An 18,516-nucleotide genomic window follows, 5' to 3' on the forward strand; every position below is an offset into this window, starting at 1 on the left:
TGACCGGCTAGGGGAAGGGCAGGGCATGGCCTCGCGTTATCTGGAGATCCTCAGGACGAGGCATGCCGTCAGGCTGCTCGTGGGCACGCTCGTGGGACGGCTGCCGAACGCGACGGCCCCGATCGCCGTCCTGCTGTTCATCCGCGCGGAGGGCGGCAGTTACAGCCTCGCCGGCGCGCTCGCCGCGGTTTACGGCGTGGCGAACGCCGTGGGGCAGCCGGTGCTCGGCCGTCTCGTGGACTTCTACGGGCAGCCGCGTGTGCAGCTGCCCGCCGCGCTCGTGTCGGCCCTCGGCATGGCCGGCTTCGCCTTCACCGGCACCGAGCCGCTGCCGCTCGCGTACGCGCTGATGGTGGTCGCCGGGTTCTTCACGCCGCCCCTGGAGGGCGGTCTGCGGGCGCTGTGGCCCTCTGTCCTCCGTCAGGAGGACCAGGTGCACATGGCGTACGCGATGGACGCGGTGGCGCAGGAGGTGATGTTCACCGTCGGGCCCTTGCTGGTCACGCTGTGCGTGTCGCTGTGGTCGGCGCAGGCCGCGCTCCTGGTCCTGAACGTGCTCGGGATCCTGGGGGCGCTCTCCGTGGTCGTCTCGCGGCCCTCGCGCGCGTGGCGTTCGGCTCCGCGTGAGGCGCACTGGCTGGGCGCGCTGCGTTCGCCGGGCCTCCTCGCCCTGCTCGGCGCGTTTCTCTTCGTCGGCATGGCGCTGGGCTCCATCGCGGTCGCGGCTGTGTCGTACGCGGACGACCATGGCGGGGACGCGACGTATGGCTGGCTGATGGCGGCCATCGGGCTCGGCGCGCTCGTCGGCGGCAGCGTGTACGGGGCGCGGCAGTGGAGTGGTGCTCCGGAGCGGCGGTTGCGTGTGCTCGTGGCGCTGTTGGCGGTCTTTTACGTGCCGCTGATGCTCATGCCCGGTGTGGTGGTGATGACGGCGCTCACGGCGCTTGCAGGGGTTTTCCTCGCGCCCTGTATCGCCTGTTCCTTCGTCATCGTCGACCGGCATGCGCCGCGGGGCACGGTCACGGAGGCGTTCTCCTGGTTGGTGACGACGTTCATGGTGGGCTCGTCGGTGGGAACGGGCCTGGCGGGACCGGTCGTCGAGTGGGGCGGGGCGGTCTGGGGCTTCGCGGTTCCGGGTGCCGCGGGGGCCCTTGCGCTGGTTGTCCTGCTGGCCACGGTGCGGGTCCTCGCAGATGTGGGCGGCGGTGATGTGGTGGCAGCCGCTTCGGAAAATGATCGAAACGGTGCCGTCGAACCCCGTTTCAGCACCGGGCATCAGGCGTAATGTTCAGTCATGGACCGCCGCATTTTCGGGCTGGAGAACGAGTACGGCGTCACATGTACGTTCAGGGGACAGCGCCGCCTGTCTCCTGACGAGGTGGCGCGGTACCTCTTCCGCCGTGTCGTGTCATGGGGCCGCAGCAGCAATGTCTTTCTGCGAAACGGCGCCCGCCTCTATCTCGACGTGGGATCACATCCGGAATACGCGACTCCCGAATGTGACAACGTGACAGAGCTTGTCACCCACGACAAGGCGGGCGAGCGCATTCTGGAAGGACTCCTGGTAGACGCCGAACGACGCCTGCACGAGGAAGGAATCGCGGGCGACGTCTACCTCTTCAAGAACAACACCGACTCGGCGGGCAACTCCTACGGCTGCCACGAGAACTATCTGGTGGCCCGCCACGGGGAGTTCTCCCGGCTCGCGGACATCCTCATCCCGTTCCTCGTCACCAGGCAGCTCCTCTGCGGTGCCGGCAAGGTGCTGCAGACTCCGCGTGGCGCGGTGTACTGCGTCAGTCAGCGGGCCGAGCACATCTGGGAGGGCGTCTCCTCGGCGACGACGCGTTCCCGGCCGATCATCAACACCCGGGACGAGCCGCACGCGGATGCGGAGCGCTACCGCCGGCTGCATGTGATCGTCGGTGACTCGAACATGTCCGAGACGACCATGCTCCTCAAGGTCGGTGCGACTGATCTGGTGCTGCGCATGATCGAGGCGGGCACGGTGATGCGTGACCTGACGCTGGAGAACCCGATCCGGGCCATCCGCGAGGTCAGTCATGACATCACGGGCCGTCGCAAGGTTCGCCTGGCCAGCGGCCGTGAGGCCTCGGCCCTGGAGGTGCAGCGCGAGTACTACGAGAAGGCCGTGGACTTCTGCGAGCGTCGCGGTATCCGTACCGGCACGGTCGAGCAGGTCCTGGAGCTGTGGGGCCGTACGCTCGACGCGATCGAGACGGAGGATCTCGACCGGATCGGTACGGAGATCGACTGGGTCATGAAGTACAAGCTCCTGGAGCGGTACCGCGCCAAGCACAACATGACGATGTCGCACCCGCGTGTCGCGCAGATAGACCTCGCCTACCACGACATCCACCGTCGCCGGGGTCTCTACTACCTGTTGGAGAAGAAGGGCCAGGCCGCTCGGATCTGCAACGATTTGAAGATCTTCGAGGGCAAGTCCGTGCCGCCGCAGACCACTCGTGCCCGGCTGCGCGGCGACTTCATCCGGCGCGCGCAGGAACAGCGCCGGGATTTCACCGTCGACTGGGTCCATCTCAAGCTCAACGACCAGGCGCAGCGCACCGTGTTGTGCAAGGACCCGTTCCGGTCCGTCGACGACCGGGTGGAGAAGCTCATCGCCGGAATGTGAGCCGGCCCGGCTCGCGCCGGCCACTGTGCCCGATGCCCGGAGGCAGCACTGCCTCCGGGCATCGGGCGTACGGGGCGTCGGCGCGTCTCGCGGCAATCCGAACAAGACCGCGTGCACGCCGTAGAGTGGCGGCCATTGCCCTGGCCCCAATCCCCCAGTTGGACTGATGAAACACAATGTGAAGCGCCGTGTCGTCGCGCTGCTGGCCGTGCCCGCCCTGCTGATCACCGCCGCGTGCGGATCGGATGATGACAGCGATAACGAGGCGACGAGCGGCGTCGCCCAGGTGAAGGGGAAGTTCGGGGCGAAGCCCGAGATCTCCGTCCCGAAGGACGGGAAGCCGTCCAAGAAAACGGTGATCAAGGCCCTCTCCGAGGGTGACGGAGCCGAGATCAAGACCTCCGACTTCGTCCGGTTGGACTGGACCGTCGAGAAGTGGGAGGGCGCCCAGGAGCTCGGTAGCAGCTGGGCCTCGCCGGGCGGGGGGTCGGCGCCGCGCCGGCAGGCTGTGGAACGGATCGGCCAGCCGAGCCAGCAGCTGCCCGCCAAGGTGCTGGACGCCGTCAAGGGTGAGAAGCAGGGCAGCCGGATCCTGGTGCAGGGCACCGCGGGCGACCTGTTCGGCGACACTCTGAACACGTCTTCGGGGATCAGTCCCAAGGATGTGCTGGTCTGGGTGCTCGACGCGGTCGGTACGGCCTCCGTCGACTCCAAGGCGGAGGCGAAGGGTGAGCAGGCCGCTGTCGAGGAGGGCCTGCCGGAGGTGAAGGCTCCCTCGCAGAAGGCGGCGACCATCACCATTCCCAAGGGCACCAAGGCCCCCAAGGACCTCGAGCAGCAGGTGCTGGTCAAGGGCAGTGGTGACAAGGTCAAGGCCGGGCAGGGGCTCATCGCCCAGTACACCGGGGTCAAGTGGGAGGACGGCAAGAAGTTCGACTCCTCCTGGGACCACGGTGGTGCCATCGCCTTCCAGATCGGCAACGGCTCCGTGGTGCCGGGCTGGGACAAGGGCCTCGTCGGCAAGAACGTGGGCGACCGGGTCCTGCTGGTGATCCCGCCCAAGCTCGGCTACGGCGGGACCCCCAGCAGCGAACTGGCGAAGAACAATCTGGTCTTCGTCGTGGATATTCTCGGAACGGTCTGACCGCGGTGCCGATGACACCGTCCGGGACACAGGCCGCGTAACAAGGAGTAATGAAGTGAGCATCGAGAAGCCCGAGGTCGACTTCCCGGGCGGCGAGCCCCCGGCGGACCTCGAGATCAAGGAAATCTGGGAGGGCGACGGGCCGGTCGCGAAGGCCGGTGACTTCGTCAAGGTCCACTACGTGGGCGTGGCCTTCTCCACCGGTGAGGAGTTCGACGCGTCCTGGAACCGCGGTACGCCGCTGGAGTTCCAGCTCGGTGTCGGTCAGGTCATCTCCGGCTGGGACCAGGGTGTGCAGGGCATGAAGGTCGGCGGCCGTCGTCAGCTGACGATCCCGGCCCACCTCGCCTATGGCGACCGTGGCGCCGGTGGCGGCCGTATCGCGCCGGGCGAGACGCTGATCTTCGTCTGCGACCTGGTCGCCGTCTGATCTTCGCCGTCTGATCTTCGAGGTCTGATCTTCGGGTCTGATCTTCGCGGGGACCGCCCGCGCTCGACGCGCGGCGGATCTTCGTACGCCGTGTGATCGCGGTCTGACCGGACCCGATCATCTGGGGTCCATGCCTGCCCGGGCATGGACCCTCGGCTTTTGCCGCGACACCCCGGAGCGGTACGGTCATCGAGCGGAAGGGCTGAACGAGAGGACGTAGGGCGTCGATGGCCATTGCCAAGGCCGAGCGGTTGATGAACCTGGCGCTGTGTCTGCTCGGGACGCGGCGGCCCCTGAGCAAACGTGAGCTTCGCCAGTCCATCGAGGCCTATCTGGAAGCCGGTTCGGACGACTCCTTCAACCGGATGTTCGAGCGCGACAAGGATGATCTGCGCGAACTCGGCCTGGTCATCGAGACGGTGGAGAACCTGGACGGCGAAGTCGGCTATCTGGCACGCCGCGACAGCAACCGTCTGCCGCCCATCACGCTGGACGCCGAGGAGGCAGCGGCCCTCGGGCTCGCCGCCAAGGTCTGGCAGCAGGCCCGGCTCGCGGGCGCGGCGAGCGGCGCCCTGCAGAAGCTGCGCGCGGCCGGGCTGCCCGAGGACGTCGACCCGTACGAGGCACACGGGGCCCTGGAGCCGCGTATCCCCGTGCACGAGGCCGCCTTCGAGCCGCTGATGCTCGCCTGCCGCGACCGCCGCCCGGTCTCCTTCGACTACCGCAAGGCGACCGCAGCCCACCCCGAGCCCCGCCTGGTCGAGCCGTGGGCGCTGGAGTGCTGGCGGGGCCACTGGTACCTGGCCGGATGGGACCGTGACCGGGGCGCGGAACGGGTCTTCCGGCTGTCACGGATCACCGGCAGGGTCCGTACCCGCAGCGGGAAGTTCACCGCCGAGGTGCCCGATGTCGTCACCGTCCGCGAGACGGTCGCGAGCTGGGCGGGGGAGATCGCCGACCGCTCCGCGGTGATAAGGCTGCGTACGGGCGCGGGTTACCCGCTGCGGGCCAAGGCTGTCTCCATGCGGGAACTGGGCGACGGATGGGACGAGTTGGTGATCCCGTACGGGCACGGTCTGGACGCCTGGCTGGTGGAGTTCGGGCCCGATGTGGTGGTCCTGGAGCCCGCGGAGCTGCGGGCCGACGTCGTGGACCGGCTGCGTGCCGTGGCCAAGGGCTGAGGGGACGTAAGAAAGTGGTGGGAAAACCGGCCAGGCCCACGAGCGCCATCGACCAGACCCGGCGGATGCTCTCCCTGGTGACGTATCTGCGGGAGCGCCCCGGTGCGCGGGTCGCCGACGTCGCCCGGGCCTTCGGGATCACCGAGGACGAGCTGATCTCCGATCTGGATGTGCTGCCGCTGTGCGGGACCAGCTTCCGGGGCGGCGATCTGCTGGACATCGACACGGACGGTGAGCGGATCTGGTGGCGCAATCCGGGCGCCCTCGGCGCGGAGGCGGCCGAGCCGCTGCGTATCGCTGCCGACGAGGCGACCGCGCTGCTGGTGGCCGCCCGGGCCGTGTCCACGCTGCCGGGGCTGCGTGAGGGGGACCGGCAGGCACTGCTGCGGGCCACCGCGAAGGTGGAGGCCGCGTCGGGCGAGGCGGCGGGCGCGAGTTCCCGGCTGTCGGTCACGTTCGAATCCGAGGGCGGGGTGTTCGCGGACGTCGACCGGGCGATCTCCGAGCGGCGACGGCTGTGGATCCGCTACTACTCTCCTGCGCGCGACGAGGTCACCGAGCGGGAGATCGACCCGATCCGCCTGGTCAGCGTGGGTCACACCTATGTGGAGGCGTGGTGCCGCCGCTCCGAGGCGCGGCGCACCTTCCGCCTCGACCGGGTCGCGGAGATCCGGATCCTGGACGAGCCGTCCGCGCCGCCCGAGGTCGAGCTGCGGGATCTGTCCGAGGGGCTGGTGCAGCCCGCGGCCGAGGACCCCGAGGTGGTCGTGGAGGTGGGCCCGGGCGGGCGCTGGGTCGCCGAGTACTACCCGCACGACAGCGCGGATGAACTGCCGGACGGCGGGCTGCGTATCACCTTGCGTACGCCCGATCCCGCCTCGCTGCGCCGTCTCGCGCTGAGGCTCGGGCGGGACGGCCGGATCGTCTCGCCCCGGGAACTCGCGGACAGCGCCCGGCAGGCAGCCCGCGAGGCGCTCGCGGCGTACGACGGGCCGGAGGGCGTACAGGGCGGGCCGCAGGGCTCGCCGAGCCCGCACGACGGGCCTCACGGAGTCCAGGACGGGCTGTACGGCAGGCGGGAGCAAGGTCTTTGAACAGGTCGGCGATGTCTGATGCGCGTGGAATGTCTGCAACGTCCGCTTTTTCGGGGATGACGAGAGTGGACCCCGTGGTGTTCAGAGCCGCCTGCCCCGACTGCCGTGCCCGCATCGAACTCGCCGCGGGCGCCCTGCGCCTGGCGATCGGCGCCACGCCCCGGACCACCTTCTACTCCTTCACGTGCCCGGAGTGCGGCGCGGCGGTGCGCAAACCGGCCGGCGAGCGCATCGTCGAACTCCTCACCGGCGGAGGGGTGCGGACGCTGCGACTGCACTCGACGGTCTAGGCTCGCCGCATGTTCTGGCCGATGCTCGCGATCGCTGTGGGTTTCCTGGGAATCGCCGTCCTCGGCGTCCTCGCCGTCCGGGTCTTCCTGGAGGCCGAGCGCCTGGGCAGGCAAGTCACCGATTCCGCGCGGCGCATCAATCGCGCCGCCGAGGACCTGGAACGGGCCTCCGCGAGCGCGGCACGCACTGTGGATTCCCTGTGACTCGTCCCGGCTGGGCGCTTTGGGGCAGTCTGCCCTGTCAACTTCGCAGGATCGGCAGGTACTCTGCTGGACGCGGCCCGGAGAACGAGGCGCGGGCCGCGAACTGGGAGTACGCACAGGGATTGCCCAGCGTTCACCCCTGAGCGTTACGATCGCTGTCGGTACGACCCTCGGACAGATGTCCGACAGGTCGGACGGCACCCCACCCACGCCGCCTCGGTGAGAAGGTAAAGACTATGTTCGGAAGGCTCGGAGCCCCCGAGATCATTCTCATCCTCGTCGTCATCATCCTGCTGTTCGGCGCGAAGAAGCTTCCGGACATGGCTCGCTCCCTGGGCAAGTCCGCTCGCATCCTCAAGAGCGAGGCCAAGGCGATGAAGACGGAGGGCCAGGACAACAGCGCCGCCCCGTCCGCTCCGCCGCACGACGACCAGCAGACCCCGGGCCAGCGCACCATTCAGGCGGCGCCCGGCGATGTGACCAGTTCCCGCCCGGTCAGCGAGCCGACGGACACCTCCAAGCGCTGACGCCGGGCCGGTGACCTCCGGCCCGCTGCACGAGATGGGAACGTGGGTTGCTCAAGTCTGCCCGCAAGAAGGAAGAGAAGGATCCGGAGGGGCGGATGCCCCTCGCGGAGCACCTTCGTGAGCTTCGCAACCGGCTCGCGAAGGCGATGCTGGCCATCTTCCTGGTCACGATCGTTGCCGCCTTCTTCTACAACGACATCATCAACTTCATCACAAGGCCGATCCTCGACTCGGTCGGCTGTGAGAAGTCCTTCGAGGAACTGGCGAATTCCTCCAAGGATCAGTGTGCGCGGATCACGATCAACGGTCTGCTCACCGCCTTCACTCTGGCCCTGAAGGTGTCCCTGATGGCCGGTGTCGTACTGGCCTCACCGATCTGGCTCTACCAGCTCTGGGCCTTCGTCGCGCCCGGCCTGCACAAGAGCGAGAAGAAGTACGCCTACGCGTTCGTCGGCACGGGCGCTCCGCTCTTCCTCGCCGGTGCCTTCTTCGCCTACAGGGTGCTGCCCACCACGGCGGAGGTGCTGCTCGGCTTCACGCCGGACGGCGTCGACAACTTCCTGCCGCTGGACGACCTGCTCGACCTCGTCCTGCGCATGGTGCTCGTCTTCGGCCTCTCCTTCGAGCTGCCGCTGCTCCTGGTGATGCTCAACATGACCGGAGTGATCACCGGCAAGCGCATGGCAGGCTGGTGGCGCGGCATGATCATGGGCATCACGGTCTTCGCCGCGATCGCCACGCCCAGCACGGACCCGCTGACGATGCTGGCGCTCGCCGGTCCGATCTGGATCCTGTACTTCGCCGCCACCGCCTTCTCGCTGCTCAACGACCGCCGTCGGGCCCGCCGCGAGGCAGAGGGACCGGACGACGACGAGGCGTCCGAGCTCGACCTCACGCCTGACGACATCGGCGAGATCGAGTCCGTGTCGGCCAGCCGCGCGCTGCCGGCCCAGGCGGACTCCGAGCGGGACCACGACAGGGTCAACGGATACGACGATGTGACCTGAGGCACGGACGACCTGGTGCGGTCCGTACCGTGGCCGGCGAGTGAGCCGTAGAGGTGCGCCGGTGCCGAGCCCTCGGCACCGGCTTTCGGCTCCCGGAGGGGAACGGTACGCAGCGCCGGATCCGGATATTGATCGTCGTGTTGTCAGTGGTGGCCGGTAGTCTCGAAAGCACGATGACAGAGGACCTCTCACCGGCCGAGCGGTACGCGGCAGCACGGAAGCGTGCTGTCGAGCAGGCCACCGCGCTCGCGTCCTTCCGCGAGATGTACGACTTCGGCCTCGACCCCTTCCAGATCGAGGCCTGCCAGGCCCTCGAGGCCGGCAAGGGGGTGCTGGTGGCCGCGCCCACCGGCTCGGGCAAGACGATCGTCGGCGAGTTCGCCGTCCACCTCGCCCTCCAGCAGGGCAAGAAATGCTTCTACACCACGCCCATCAAGGCGCTGTCGAACCAGAAGTACGCCGACCTGGCGCGCCGTTACGGCGCCGAGAAGGTCGGCCTGCTCACCGGCGACAACAGCGTCAACTCCGACGCACCGGTGGTCGTGATGACCACCGAGGTGCTGCGCAACATGCTCTACGCGGGCTCGCAGACCCTCCTCGGACTCGGTTACGTCGTCATGGACGAGGTGCACTACCTCTCGGACCGATTCCGCGGCGCCGTCTGGGAGGAAGTGATCATTCACCTCCCCGAGTCGGTGACCCTGGTATCGCTCTCGGCGACGGTGTCCAATGCGGAGGAGTTCGGCGACTGGCTCGACACCGTCCGCGGCGACACCCAGGTGATCGTCTCCGAGCACCGTCCCGTGCCCCTGTTCCAGCACGTGCTGGCCGGACGCCGCATGTACGACCTGTTCGAGGAGGGCGAGGGGTACAAGAAGGCCGTCAACCCCGACCTCGCGCGTCTGGCCCGCATGGAGGCGACGCGCCCCTCGTTCCAGGACCGCAGACGGGGCCGCATGCGCGAGGCCGACCGTGAGCGCGAGCGGCGCCAGAGATCACGGGTGTGGACACCGGGCCGCCCCGAGGTCATCGAGCGGCTCGACGCCGAGGGGCTGCTGCCCGCCATCACGTTCATCTTCAGCCGCGCGGCCTGCGAGGCCGCCGTCCAGCAGTGTCTGTACGCGGGCCTCAGGCTGAACGACGACGAGGCACGCCTCGAGGTCCGCGCCCTCGTCGAGGAGCGCACGTCCTCCATACCGGCCGAGGACCTCCACGTCCTGGGCTACTACGAGTGGCTCGAAGGCCTGGAGCGCGGCATCGCGGCCCACCACGCGGGCATGCTGCCGACGTTCAAGGAGGTCGTCGAGGAACTGTTCGTACGCGGCCTGGTCAAGGCCGTGTTCGCCACCGAGACCCTCGCGCTCGGCATCAACATGCCCGCACGTTCGGTGGTGTTGGAGAAGCTCGTCAAGTGGAACGGCGAACAGCACGCCGACATCACACCGGGCGAGTACACCCAGCTGACCGGCCGGGCAGGCCGCCGTGGCATCGATGTCGAGGGCCACGCCGTCGTGCTGTGGCAGCGCGGCATCAGCCCGGAGCACCTCGCGGGCCTGGCGGGCACGCGCACATACCCGCTGCGCTCCAGCTTCAAGCCGTCGTACAACATGGCGGTGAACCTCGTCGAGCAGTTCGGCCGGCACCGCTCGCGCGAGCTGCTGGAGACGTCCTTCGCACAGTTCCAGGCCGACAAGTCGGTGGTGGGCATCTCACGGCAGGTGCAGCGCAACGAAGAGGGGCTGGAGGGCTACAAGGCCTCCATGACCTGCCACCTGGGGGACTTCGAGGAGTACGCGCGACTGCGCCGCGACCTCAAGGACCGCGAGACCGAGCTCGCCAAACAGGGGGCGGCGCAGCGGCGTGCGGAAGCGGCCGTGGCGCTGGAGAAACTCAAGCCCGGCGATGTGATCCACGTGCCGACCGGCAAGTTCGCGGGGCTCGCGCTGGTCCTCGACCCCGGCCTGCCCGCCGGGCGCTCCAACGGTCACCGCGGCTTCGAGCACCACGACGGACCGCGGCCGCTCGTGCTCACCGCCGAACGGCAGGTCAAGCGGCTCGCGTCGATCGACTTCCCGGTGCCCGTCGAGGCGCTGGAGCGGATGCGGATTCCGAAGTCGTTCAACCCGCGCTCGCCCCAGTCACGCCGCGATCTGGCCTCCGCGCTGCGGACGAAGGCCGGGCACATCGTCCCCGACCGGCACCGCAAAAAGCGGGCCGAGGCAGCGGACGACCGTGAGATCGCCCGGCTGCGCACCGCGCTGCGCGCACACCCCTGCCACGGGTGCAGTGACCGTGAGGACCACGCGCGTTGGGCCGAGCGCTATCACCGGCTGCTGCGCGACACCTCACAGCTGGAGCGACGCATCGAGGGGCGGACGAACACCATCGCCCGCACCTTCGACCGGATCGTCGCGCTCCTGACCGAGCTCGACTATCTGCGCGGCGACGAGGTCACCGAGCACGGCAAGCGGCTCGCCCGGCTCTACGGTGAGCTGGACCTGCTCGCCAGCGAGTGCCTGCGCGCCGGCGTCTGGGAGGGCCTCGCGCCGGCGGAACTGGCGGCGTGCGTCTCGGCACTGGTGTACGAGGCGCGGGTCGGCGACGACGCACTGGCACCGAAGGTGCCGTCCGGCAAGGCGAAGGCCGCGCTCGGTGAGATGGTCCGCATCTGGGGCCGGCTCGACGCGCTGGAAGAGGACTTCCGGATCAGCCAGACCGAGGGCGTCGGCCAGCGCGAGCCCGACCTGGGCTTCGCCTGGGCGGCGTACGAGTGGGCCTCCGGCAAGGGCCTCGACGAGGTGCTCCGCGAGGCGGACATGCCCGCCGGTGACTTCGTGCGGTGGTGCAAGCAGGTCATCGACGTGCTCGGCCAGATCTCGGCGGCGGCGCCCGCTTCCGGGGCGGGCTCGACCGTGGCGAAGAACGCGCGCAAGGCCGTGGACGGTCTGCTGCGCGGGGTGGTGGCCTACTCGTCGGTGGGCTGATCTCGTCGGTGGGCTGATCTCGTCAGTGGGCTGATGCTGGGGGCTGATCCTGGGGCCGGTCCGTGAGGGCCGATCCGCGAGAGCTTGTGCACGAGGGCTGGTGCGCCGACGATGGCGCACCGGTCCGCACCAGTTCCCGCGTCAGCCGCCGTCAGTCGCCGAGCGACTCCAGATACGCGCGCCAGCCCCCGTACCCGGTGATGTCCCGTGCCGCGCCGAGCGCGTCCGGCTCGCACAGGAAACCGGGCACGTCGCTGCCGTCGGCGAGCATGACCCGGCCCAGCGCCATCGGCCGGGGCAGTGCGGCGACGAGCAGGCCGAGCCCCTCGGCGGGCAGCCGCCACACCTCGGCCTCGATGGCGGCGCCGCCCGCGCCCACGTGGACCAGGCCCGGTTTCGGCGGGTCGGTGGCCAGGGCGTGCAGCCGATAGACGGGTGCGGTCCCGGTCGTACGCTCCAACTCGGCGCCCAGCGCGAGAAGCTGACCGTTCAGCGGCTGGCCCGACAGGTGTGCGCCGACCACGGCGACCCGGACCGGAGGCGCGGCCAGCGCACGGGCGATCAGGGCGAGACGTTCGTCGGTGAAGGCCGGACCGATCAGCATGACGCCGAACGGGAGACCCGCCACCTGGCCCGCCGGGACGGCGACGGCGGCCAGGTCGAAGAGGTTCGTGGAATTGGTGAAGCGGCCGAGCCGGGCGTTGGCTCCCAGAGGGTCGGCGGCGACCTCGGCGAGCGAGGGGTGACCGGGCGCGGTCGGCAGGAGCAGGGCGTCCGCGTCCGCGAACTCGGCCAGTGCCCGTGTGCGCAGGGCTACCAGCCGGTCCTGGTCGCCGAAGAGCCGGTGAGCCGGGATGTCCCGGGCGCGGGTGATGATCCCGGCGACCGTGGGATCCAGCCCCTCACCACCCTCGGAGATCAACTTATCGACAAAGCTCCCCACGGCTGTGTAGCGCTCGGCCACGAAGGCGCCTTCGTAGAGCATCGCCGCGGCCTCCGTGAAGGGGGCGAGGTCAAGGGTGCGCAACTCGGCGCCTGCGGCGCGCAGTTGGGACACGGCGGCTTCGTACGCCTGAGCCCAGCCCTCGTCCAGTTCGCCGAGCTGCTCCTGGGGCGGGACGGCCACGCGCCAAGGCCCTGGGGCGCGCTGTGGGAGCGCGGGCAGTTCCCGGCCGGGTGGGGCGGCCATGTGCGCCAGGGCCCTTTCCGCCTCCGGCAGGGTGCGGGCGAAGACCGTCACGCAGTCGAGGGATGCACAGGCCGGGACCACGCCGTCGGTGGGGACGAGGCCCCGGGTGGGTTTCAGGCCGACGATGCCGTTGAACGCGGCCGGTACGCGTCCGCTGCCCGCGGTGTCCGTGCCCAGCGCGAAGTCCACGATGCCGAGCGCTACCGCTACGGCTGAGCCGGAGCTGGAGCCGCCGCTGATTCTGTGCGGGTCGATGGCGTTGCGTACGGCGCCGTGGGGGGAGCGGGTGCCGACGAGGCCTGTGGCGAACTGGTCCAGGTTCGTGGTGCCGAGGACGATCGCGCCGGCCGCGCGGAGGCGGGCGACCGCGGGGGCGTCTGCCTCCGGCTGGTAGGCGTAGGAAGGGCATCCGGCGGTGGTGGGCAGGCCCGCTACGTCGATGTTGCCCTTTGCGGCGAAGACGCTGCCCGCGAGGGGGAGGTGTTCGCCTGCGGCGACCCGGGCGTCGATCGCCCGGGCCTCCGTCTCGACCTCCGCGCTGGGGCGCAGGTCGATCCAGATCTCGGGGCGGTTTGCGGCCTCTATGCGGGCGTAGGCCAACTGGACTCGGGTCACAGTGGGGGACGACATCGGTGCTCCTTGCGCTGGGGTTTCGTGCTCGACTGCGGCCCGGTGGGTGGTGTGTGCCCACCCGTTCCGCCCTGCGGAACGCCTGCCCACACACCACCGGGTCGGTGGGCGGTTTGTGCCCACCGTTCCGCCTGCGGGACGCCTGCCCACAGACCGCCGGGCCGGTGTCAGCTCGCCGGTGCGAGCACCATCAGTGCTGTGCCCACTTCCACCTGGGCGCCCGGCCTGGTGAGGATCTCTATGACCACGCCGTCCATCGGGGCGTGCACTCTGGACTCCATCTTCATGGCCTCCAGGGCGAGGAGGGGCTGGCCGGAGGTCACCTCGTCGCCCTTGGCGACGTTCAGCTGCCATACCGAAGCGGCGAACTCGGCCTCGACGAGGCGGCCGCCCGGCGGGACCGTCACCTGAGCCGGTGCCGGGGCTGGAGTGGAGGCCGCCTCGGCGCGGGTGAACTCGCCCGCCGCCTCCCACGCGTCCCGTTCGGCGGAGAAGGCCGCGATCTGGCTCGCCCTGAACTCGGCGATGGAGTCCGCGTTGTCGGCCAGGAACGCCTCGTACTCGGCCAGCGAGAAGACGCCTTCCTCGATGAGCGGCACGAAGCGTCCGGAGACGATGTCGGCCCGGAGGGTCAGGAGCTCATCCGCCTCCACCGGGTACCACTTGATCCGGTCGAAGAAGCGCAGCAGCCAAGGTGAGCCGGGCTCGAACGCGCCCCGCTGGTGCCACCCCGACCACACCTGCGTCGTACGGCCCACGAACTGGTAGCCGCCCGGCCCTTCCATCCCGTACACGCAGAGATACGCCCCGCCGATGCCGACCGAGTTCTCGGCCGTCCAGGTGCGTGCCGGGTTGTACTTCGTCGTGACCAGGCGATGGCGCGGGTCCAGGGGCGTGGCCACCGGTGCGCCCAAGTACACATCGCCCAGGCCGAGGACCAGGTACTCGGCGTCGAAGACCGTCCGGTACACGTCCTCCACCGAGTCCAGGCCGTTGACGCGGCGGATGAACTCGATGTTCCACGGGCACCAGGGCGCGTCGTCGCGCACGCCCGCCATGTAGCGGTTGATCGCCTCGCGGGTGGCCGGGTCGTCCCAGGAGAGCGGGAGGTGGACGGTCCGGGACGGCACGACCAGCTCGTCGGTGGCGGGCAGCGTGGCGGCCATCGACCGTACCGTCGCGAGGAGTTGGTGCTGAGGCAGGCGGTGAGGGTCGGTCCGGATCTGGAGAGAGCGGATGCCCGGTGTGAGGTCCGTGACCCCGTCGAGGCGGGCCTCGGCCACCGCCTCCATCAGCGCGTGCACCCGCATGCGCAACGCCAGGTCCAGTTGCATGGGCCCGAACTCGACCAGCAGGTTGTCGTCGCCGCTGCGGCGGTACGTCACGTCGCCGTCCCGCGCGAGCACGCCGCCGTCCACGATGTCAGGCCGTGGTGCCCCGTTCCCGTCCACCGGCGCGAAGCGCACCGTGTCTCCTGGGCGCAGCTGACCGAGCTTCCAGCGTTCCGCACTGATGATCGTCGCCGGGCACACGAATCCGCCGAGGGAGGGGCCGTCGGGGCCGAGCAGTACCGGCATGTCGCCCGTGTAGTCGACGGCGCCGACGGAGTAGGGCGTGTCATGGATGTTGGACGGGTGCAGGCCCGCCTCGCCGCCGTCGGTGCGCGCCCAGCGTGGCTTCGGACCGACCAGCCGTACGCCCGTGCGTGCCGAGTTGAAGTGGACCTTCCACTCGGCCGCGTAGAAGTCGCGTATGTCGTCGTCGGTGAAGAACTCCGGTGCGGCGTGCGGGCCTTCGAGTGCGGCGATACGCCACTGGGCGCCGAACACCGGCCGTTCCGCCTCGGGCACCGCCGCACCCCCGGGTGCGACCGCGCCGCCGTGCAGGACGTCCCCTGTGCGCAGCGCCCGCCCGCCGTGTCCGCCGAACCGGCCGAGTGTGAATGTCGACGCGCTGCCGAGGAACGCCGGCACGTCGAGGCCGCCGCCCGCGAAGAGGACGTATGTCCGCAGGCCGTGTCCGGCCGGGGGGCCCACCTCCAGCAGGGCGCCCGCGGGGACCGTCACCGGCTCCCATTGCGGGACGGCGGAACCTTCAACGGAGATCGGCGCCGGAGCACCCGTGACGCACACCGTCGTGGTGTGCGTGAACCTCAACGCCGGTCCCTGCAGGGTGCATTCGAGCCCTGGCGCGCCCTCGTCGTTGCCGAGGGCACGGTTGCCGAGCCGGAAGGACAGGTCGTCCATCGGGCCGCACGGAGGCACGCCCACCTGCCAGTAGCCGGTGCGGCCGGGCCAGTCCTGGACCGAGGTGAGCGTTCCGCCGGAGACGACTTCGATGCGGGGCGTCGGGTCGAGGACGCCGGCGAGGGTCGCCGTCGAGTGTCCGGCAGCCAGGAACGACGGCTCCGCGAGAGCGGCCCGCACCAGCCCGAGGTTCGTCTCGATGCCGTCGACCCGGGTTCCGGCCAGCGCCTCGTCCAGCCGGGCCAGCGCCTGCGCACGGTCGGAGCCGTACGCGACGACCTTCGCGAGCAGGGGATCGTAGGCTGTGGTGACCTCGGTACCGGTCTCGACCCAGCCGTCCACGCGTACGCCCCGCGGGAACGCCACCCGGGTCAACAGGCCGGCGCTGGGCCGGTGTTCGCGCGAGGGGTCCTCCGCGTACAGGCGGGCCTCCACGGCGTGACCGTGCGGGGCCCCCGGGTCGCGTACGACCTCGGCGTCCCCGCGTGCGAGACGCAGCATCCACGCGACGAGGTCGACGCCGTAGATCTCCTCGGTGACCGGATGCTCCACTTGGAGGCGGGTGTTGACCTCGAGGAAGTACGCCTCCTCGCGCGTCGCGTCGTAGACGAACTCGACCGTGCCGGCGGAGCGGTATTCGACCGAGGAGCACAAGTCCCGGGCGGAGGCCGACAGTTGCTCGCGTACGTGCGTGGGGAGCCCGGGCGCGGGGGCCTCCTCGACCACCTTCTGGTTGCGGCGTTGCAGAGAGCAGTCGCGGTCGCCGAAGGTGACGACCCCGCCCCGGCCGTCGCCGAAGACCTGCACCTCGACGTGGCGGGCGTGTTCGACGAGGCGTTCCAGGAAGACTCCGGCGGAGGAGAAGGAGGCCGCGGCGACGCGCTGCACCCGCTCCCAGGCCTCGGTCAGTCCGGCGGCGGAGCGACATGCCGACATACCGATTCCGCCACCGCCACCGGTCGCCTTGAGCATCACCGGGTAGCCGATGCGGTCCGCGGCCGTCAGGGCTTCGTCAACCGAGGCGAGCAGACCGGTGCCCGGCGCGAGCGGCACGCCGGCCGCCTGTGCCGCCGCCCGAGCCGTGTGCTTCGCCCCGAACAGCTCCAGCTGCTCCGGCGTCGGTCCCACGAACACGAGCCCGGCGTCCTCACAGCGCCGCGCGAACGCGGCGTCCTCGGACAGGAAGCCGTAACCCGGGTGGATCGCTCCCGCGCCGCTGTCCTTGGCCGCCTTGAGCAGCAGGTCGGCGTCGAGGTACGACTCCTTCGCGGGCGCGGGACCGAGCCGTACGGCCTGGTCGGCGAGCCGGACGTGGGGCGCGGAGCGGTCGGCGTCGGAGTACACGGCGACCGTGCGCAGGCCGAGCTCGCGTGCTGTGCGGATGATGCGCACGGCGATCTCGCCGCGGTTCGCGACGAGCAGCGTGTCGAAGCTCATGCCGGGCCCGCCTCGGTGTCCGCCCCGGTGACGGTCATCTCCACCGCTGTCGGGTCGAAGCCGTTGCACGGGTTATTGATCTGGGGGCAGTTGGAGACGAGGACGAGCACGTCGCGCTCGGCGCGCAGGGTCAGCGCGAGGCCCGGGGCGGAGATGCCGTCGACGATGCCGAGGGTGCCGTCCTTCTCGACGGGTACGTTCATGTACCAGTTCACATTCGAGACGAGATCGCGCTTGCCCAGGCCGTACTTGGCGCCTTCGGCGAGGAAGTTGTCCACGCAGGCGTGCTGGGACCAGGTGTGGTGGCCGTACCGGAGGGTGTTCGACTCCTTGGAGCAGGCGCCGCCGACCGTGTCGTGCCGGCCGACGTCGTCGGCGACGACGGTCATCAGTGGGGTGTGCTCGTTGGACATGAGCACGCTGCCCGTGGTCAGGAAGATGTTGCCCTGGGCGTGGATCGTGTCGGGGGCGCTGTAGCGGACGGATGTGTCGTGGGCGTCGTACACGAGGAAGTCGACGGCCTGGTTGCCGTACAGGTCGGTGATGGTGAGCGTCTCGCCGGTGCGTATCACGGACGACCAGGCCGCCCTGGCCGGAACGACGGTCTTCATGCGATCCCCCTCGCGGCGAGGAACTCGGCGGTGTTGAGGAACGCGCGGCGGCCCTCGGGGGTGGCCTCCCACAGCGGGTCGCCGGGCTTGGTCGCCTCCGAGCGCCAGGCGAGCACCTCCAGGGGGGTGCTCACGTAGTCGGTGCGCGGGTCGGCGGGATGCGGCACGTTCGCGATCAGGACGGTCACGTCCTGCTCGGTGCGCAGGGTCACGCCGGCGCCGGGGCCGGCGGAACCGGCGAAGTCGAGGGCGCCGTCGTCGCGTACCTCCACGCCCTGGAAGAAGGACAGCGACGGCGGGAGATCCCGGGCCGCCAGCCCGTTCTTCGCTGCGGCCAGTTTGAACAGTTCGCGCCCGGCGGGGGACGGTGACTGCGGCGTCCCGTCCCCGTACCGCTCGTTGTTCCGTACGAGGGTGGAGGTGCCGCACAGCGCGTCGTGCCGCCCGGAGGTGTCGACGATCACCGAGGCGAGCACCCGGCCCTGGTCGGAGAGGAGCAGCCGGTCCTCGCCGAGGTAGGCGTTCCACTGGATCTTGACCGTGTCCGCCACGTTCAGGCGCTCCCAGGGCCGGTCGGCGGCGAACAGGAGCAGATGCGCGCAGGCGTCGCCCCTGAGGTCGGTCAGCCGCAGCTCCGTGCCGCGGGCCAGCACCTTGTGCGTGTAGTTGCCGCCCGCCACCGTCTCCGCCCACACCAGATGGCCTGCCTCGCAGGGCGGCGCGGGCCAGGTGTTCGCCGGGACCACGGGCATGGCCTCGGCGCGGGTGCCCTGCTGGGCGCGGGCGTGTGCTCGGGCTCCGTAAGTGGTCGCTGTCGCCATCGCGGGACCTCCGGCTCGGCAGTGGTCGGTCATGTCCGTCCGTCATTTCTGTCGCCCGACAGAAA

At 70.1% G+C, this 18,516-nt stretch carries 15 protein-coding genes; 11 read left to right on the forward strand and 4 right to left on the reverse strand.

The genetic code is table 11. The features are described from left to right. Nucleotides 1-25 precede the first annotated feature (25 nt). The 11 genes from FE633_RS13975 (at nt 26) to FE633_RS14025 (ending at nt 11,517) form a co-directional block, all read left to right on the forward strand. Nucleotides 26-1,285 (forward strand): MFS transporter, encoded by a 1,260-nt coding sequence (locus FE633_RS13975; RefSeq protein WP_138045463.1) that lies wholly within the window; start codon nt 26-28, stop codon nt 1,283-1,285. A gap of 9 nt (nt 1,286-1,294) precedes the next feature. Then, nucleotides 1,295-2,656 (forward strand): Pup--protein ligase, encoded by a 1,362-nt coding sequence (pafA, locus tag FE633_RS13980; protein ID WP_119101884.1) that lies wholly within the window; start codon nt 1,295-1,297, stop codon nt 2,654-2,656. Nucleotides 2,657-2,822: 166 nt separating this feature from the next. Beyond that, a complete protein-coding gene (locus FE633_RS13985; RefSeq protein ID WP_138045464.1) occupies nt 2,823-3,800 on the forward strand; it encodes an FKBP-type peptidyl-prolyl cis-trans isomerase in 978 nt (325 codons plus the stop codon). A 55-nt stretch (nt 3,801-3,855) separates the two neighbouring features. Then, complete coding sequence (locus FE633_RS13990; protein ID WP_138045465.1) at nt 3,856-4,230, forward strand: FKBP-type peptidyl-prolyl cis-trans isomerase; 375 nt, start codon at nt 3,856-3,858, stop codon at nt 4,228-4,230. A 227-nt stretch (nt 4,231-4,457) separates the two neighbouring features. Next, entirely contained in the window at nt 4,458-5,411 is a 954-nt protein-coding gene (locus FE633_RS13995; protein WP_138045466.1) for a helix-turn-helix transcriptional regulator, read from the forward strand. A 14-nt stretch (nt 5,412-5,425) separates the two neighbouring features. Then, complete coding sequence (locus FE633_RS14000; RefSeq protein WP_138045467.1) at nt 5,426-6,505, forward strand: helix-turn-helix transcriptional regulator; 1,080 nt, start codon at nt 5,426-5,428, stop codon at nt 6,503-6,505. An 11-nt stretch (nt 6,506-6,516) separates the two neighbouring features. Next, nucleotides 6,517-6,795, forward strand: a complete 279-nt coding sequence (locus FE633_RS14005) for a hypothetical protein (protein WP_138045468.1) — start codon at nt 6,517-6,519, stop codon at nt 6,793-6,795. 9 nt (nt 6,796-6,804) lie between these two features. Continuing rightward, nucleotides 6,805-6,999: a hypothetical protein gene (locus tag FE633_RS14010; RefSeq protein ID WP_119101890.1), complete on the forward strand. Its 195-nt coding sequence runs from the start codon at nt 6,805-6,807 to the stop codon at nt 6,997-6,999. Between the two features lie 236 nt (nt 7,000-7,235). Beyond that, entirely contained in the window at nt 7,236-7,526 is a 291-nt protein-coding gene (tatA, locus tag FE633_RS14015; protein WP_138045469.1) for a Sec-independent protein translocase subunit TatA, read from the forward strand. A gap of 47 nt (nt 7,527-7,573) precedes the next feature. Then, nucleotides 7,574-8,533 (forward strand): twin-arginine translocase subunit TatC, encoded by a 960-nt coding sequence (gene tatC, locus FE633_RS14020; protein ID WP_138045470.1) that lies wholly within the window; start codon nt 7,574-7,576, stop codon nt 8,531-8,533. A gap of 173 nt (nt 8,534-8,706) precedes the next feature. Continuing rightward, nucleotides 8,707-11,517 carry a DEAD/DEAH box helicase gene (locus FE633_RS14025; protein ID WP_171059945.1) on the forward strand — a complete coding sequence of 937 codons (2,811 nt, stop codon included), beginning with the start codon at nt 8,707-8,709 and terminating at the stop codon, nt 11,515-11,517. Nucleotides 11,518-11,668: 151 nt separating this feature from the next. On the opposite strand, the gene atzF is transcribed toward FE633_RS14025, so the two are convergent. From atzF to FE633_RS14045, 4 genes are all read right to left on the reverse strand, one after another. Next, nucleotides 11,669-13,336, reverse strand: a complete 1,668-nt coding sequence (gene atzF, locus FE633_RS14030) for an allophanate hydrolase (protein WP_138045472.1) — start codon at nt 13,334-13,336, stop codon at nt 11,669-11,671. A 167-nt stretch (nt 13,337-13,503) separates the two neighbouring features. Then, entirely contained in the window at nt 13,504-17,019 is a 3,516-nt protein-coding gene (locus FE633_RS14035; RefSeq protein WP_138045473.1) for a 5-oxoprolinase/urea amidolyase family protein, read from the reverse strand. After that, nucleotides 17,016-17,630, reverse strand: coding sequence for an urea amidolyase associated protein UAAP2 (locus tag FE633_RS14040; RefSeq protein ID WP_138045474.1), 615 nt, complete (start codon nt 17,628-17,630; stop codon nt 17,016-17,018). The genes FE633_RS14035 and FE633_RS14040 overlap by 4 nt, the downstream gene beginning before the upstream one ends. Then, complete coding sequence (locus FE633_RS14045) at nt 17,627-18,451, reverse strand: urea amidolyase associated protein UAAP1 (RefSeq protein ID WP_138045475.1); 825 nt, start codon at nt 18,449-18,451, stop codon at nt 17,627-17,629. Before FE633_RS14045 ends, FE633_RS14040 begins: the two co-directional genes overlap by 4 nt. Nucleotides 18,452-18,516: the final 65 nt, after the last annotated feature.

Source organism: Streptomyces montanus, from assembly GCF_005786655.1.
GTDB lineage: Bacteria > Actinomycetota > Actinomycetes > Streptomycetales > Streptomycetaceae > Streptomyces > Streptomyces sporangiiformans.

Excerpts from the sequence above, each read along its gene's own strand:
- FE633_RS13975 (WP_138045463.1), top strand. The coding sequence starts at position 26 with ATGGCCTCGCGTTATCTGGAGATCCTCAGGACGAGGCATGCCGTCAGG.
- pafA (WP_119101884.1), top strand. The coding sequence starts at position 1,295 with ATGGACCGCCGCATTTTCGGGCTGGAGAACGAGTACGGCGTCACATGT.
- FE633_RS13985 (WP_138045464.1), top strand. The coding sequence starts at position 2,823 with ATGAAACACAATGTGAAGCGCCGTGTCGTCGCGCTGCTGGCCGTGCCC.
- FE633_RS13995 (WP_138045466.1), top strand. The coding sequence starts at position 4,458 with ATGGCCATTGCCAAGGCCGAGCGGTTGATGAACCTGGCGCTGTGTCTG.
- FE633_RS14005 (WP_138045468.1), top strand. The coding sequence starts at position 6,517 with ATGTCTGATGCGCGTGGAATGTCTGCAACGTCCGCTTTTTCGGGGATG.
- FE633_RS14010 (WP_119101890.1), top strand. The coding sequence starts at position 6,805 with ATGTTCTGGCCGATGCTCGCGATCGCTGTGGGTTTCCTGGGAATCGCC.
- tatA (WP_138045469.1), top strand. The coding sequence starts at position 7,236 with ATGTTCGGAAGGCTCGGAGCCCCCGAGATCATTCTCATCCTCGTCGTC.
- FE633_RS14025 (WP_171059945.1), top strand. The coding sequence starts at position 8,707 with ATGACAGAGGACCTCTCACCGGCCGAGCGGTACGCGGCAGCACGGAAG.
- atzF (WP_138045472.1), bottom strand. The coding sequence starts at position 13,336 with ATGTCGTCCCCCACTGTGACCCGAGTCCAGTTGGCCTACGCCCGCATA.
- FE633_RS14035 (WP_138045473.1), bottom strand. The coding sequence starts at position 17,019 with ATGAGCTTCGACACGCTGCTCGTCGCGAACCGCGGCGAGATCGCCGTG.
- FE633_RS14040 (WP_138045474.1), bottom strand. The coding sequence starts at position 17,630 with ATGAAGACCGTCGTTCCGGCCAGGGCGGCCTGGTCGTCCGTGATACGC.
- FE633_RS14045 (WP_138045475.1), bottom strand. The coding sequence starts at position 18,451 with ATGGCGACAGCGACCACTTACGGAGCCCGAGCACACGCCCGCGCCCAG.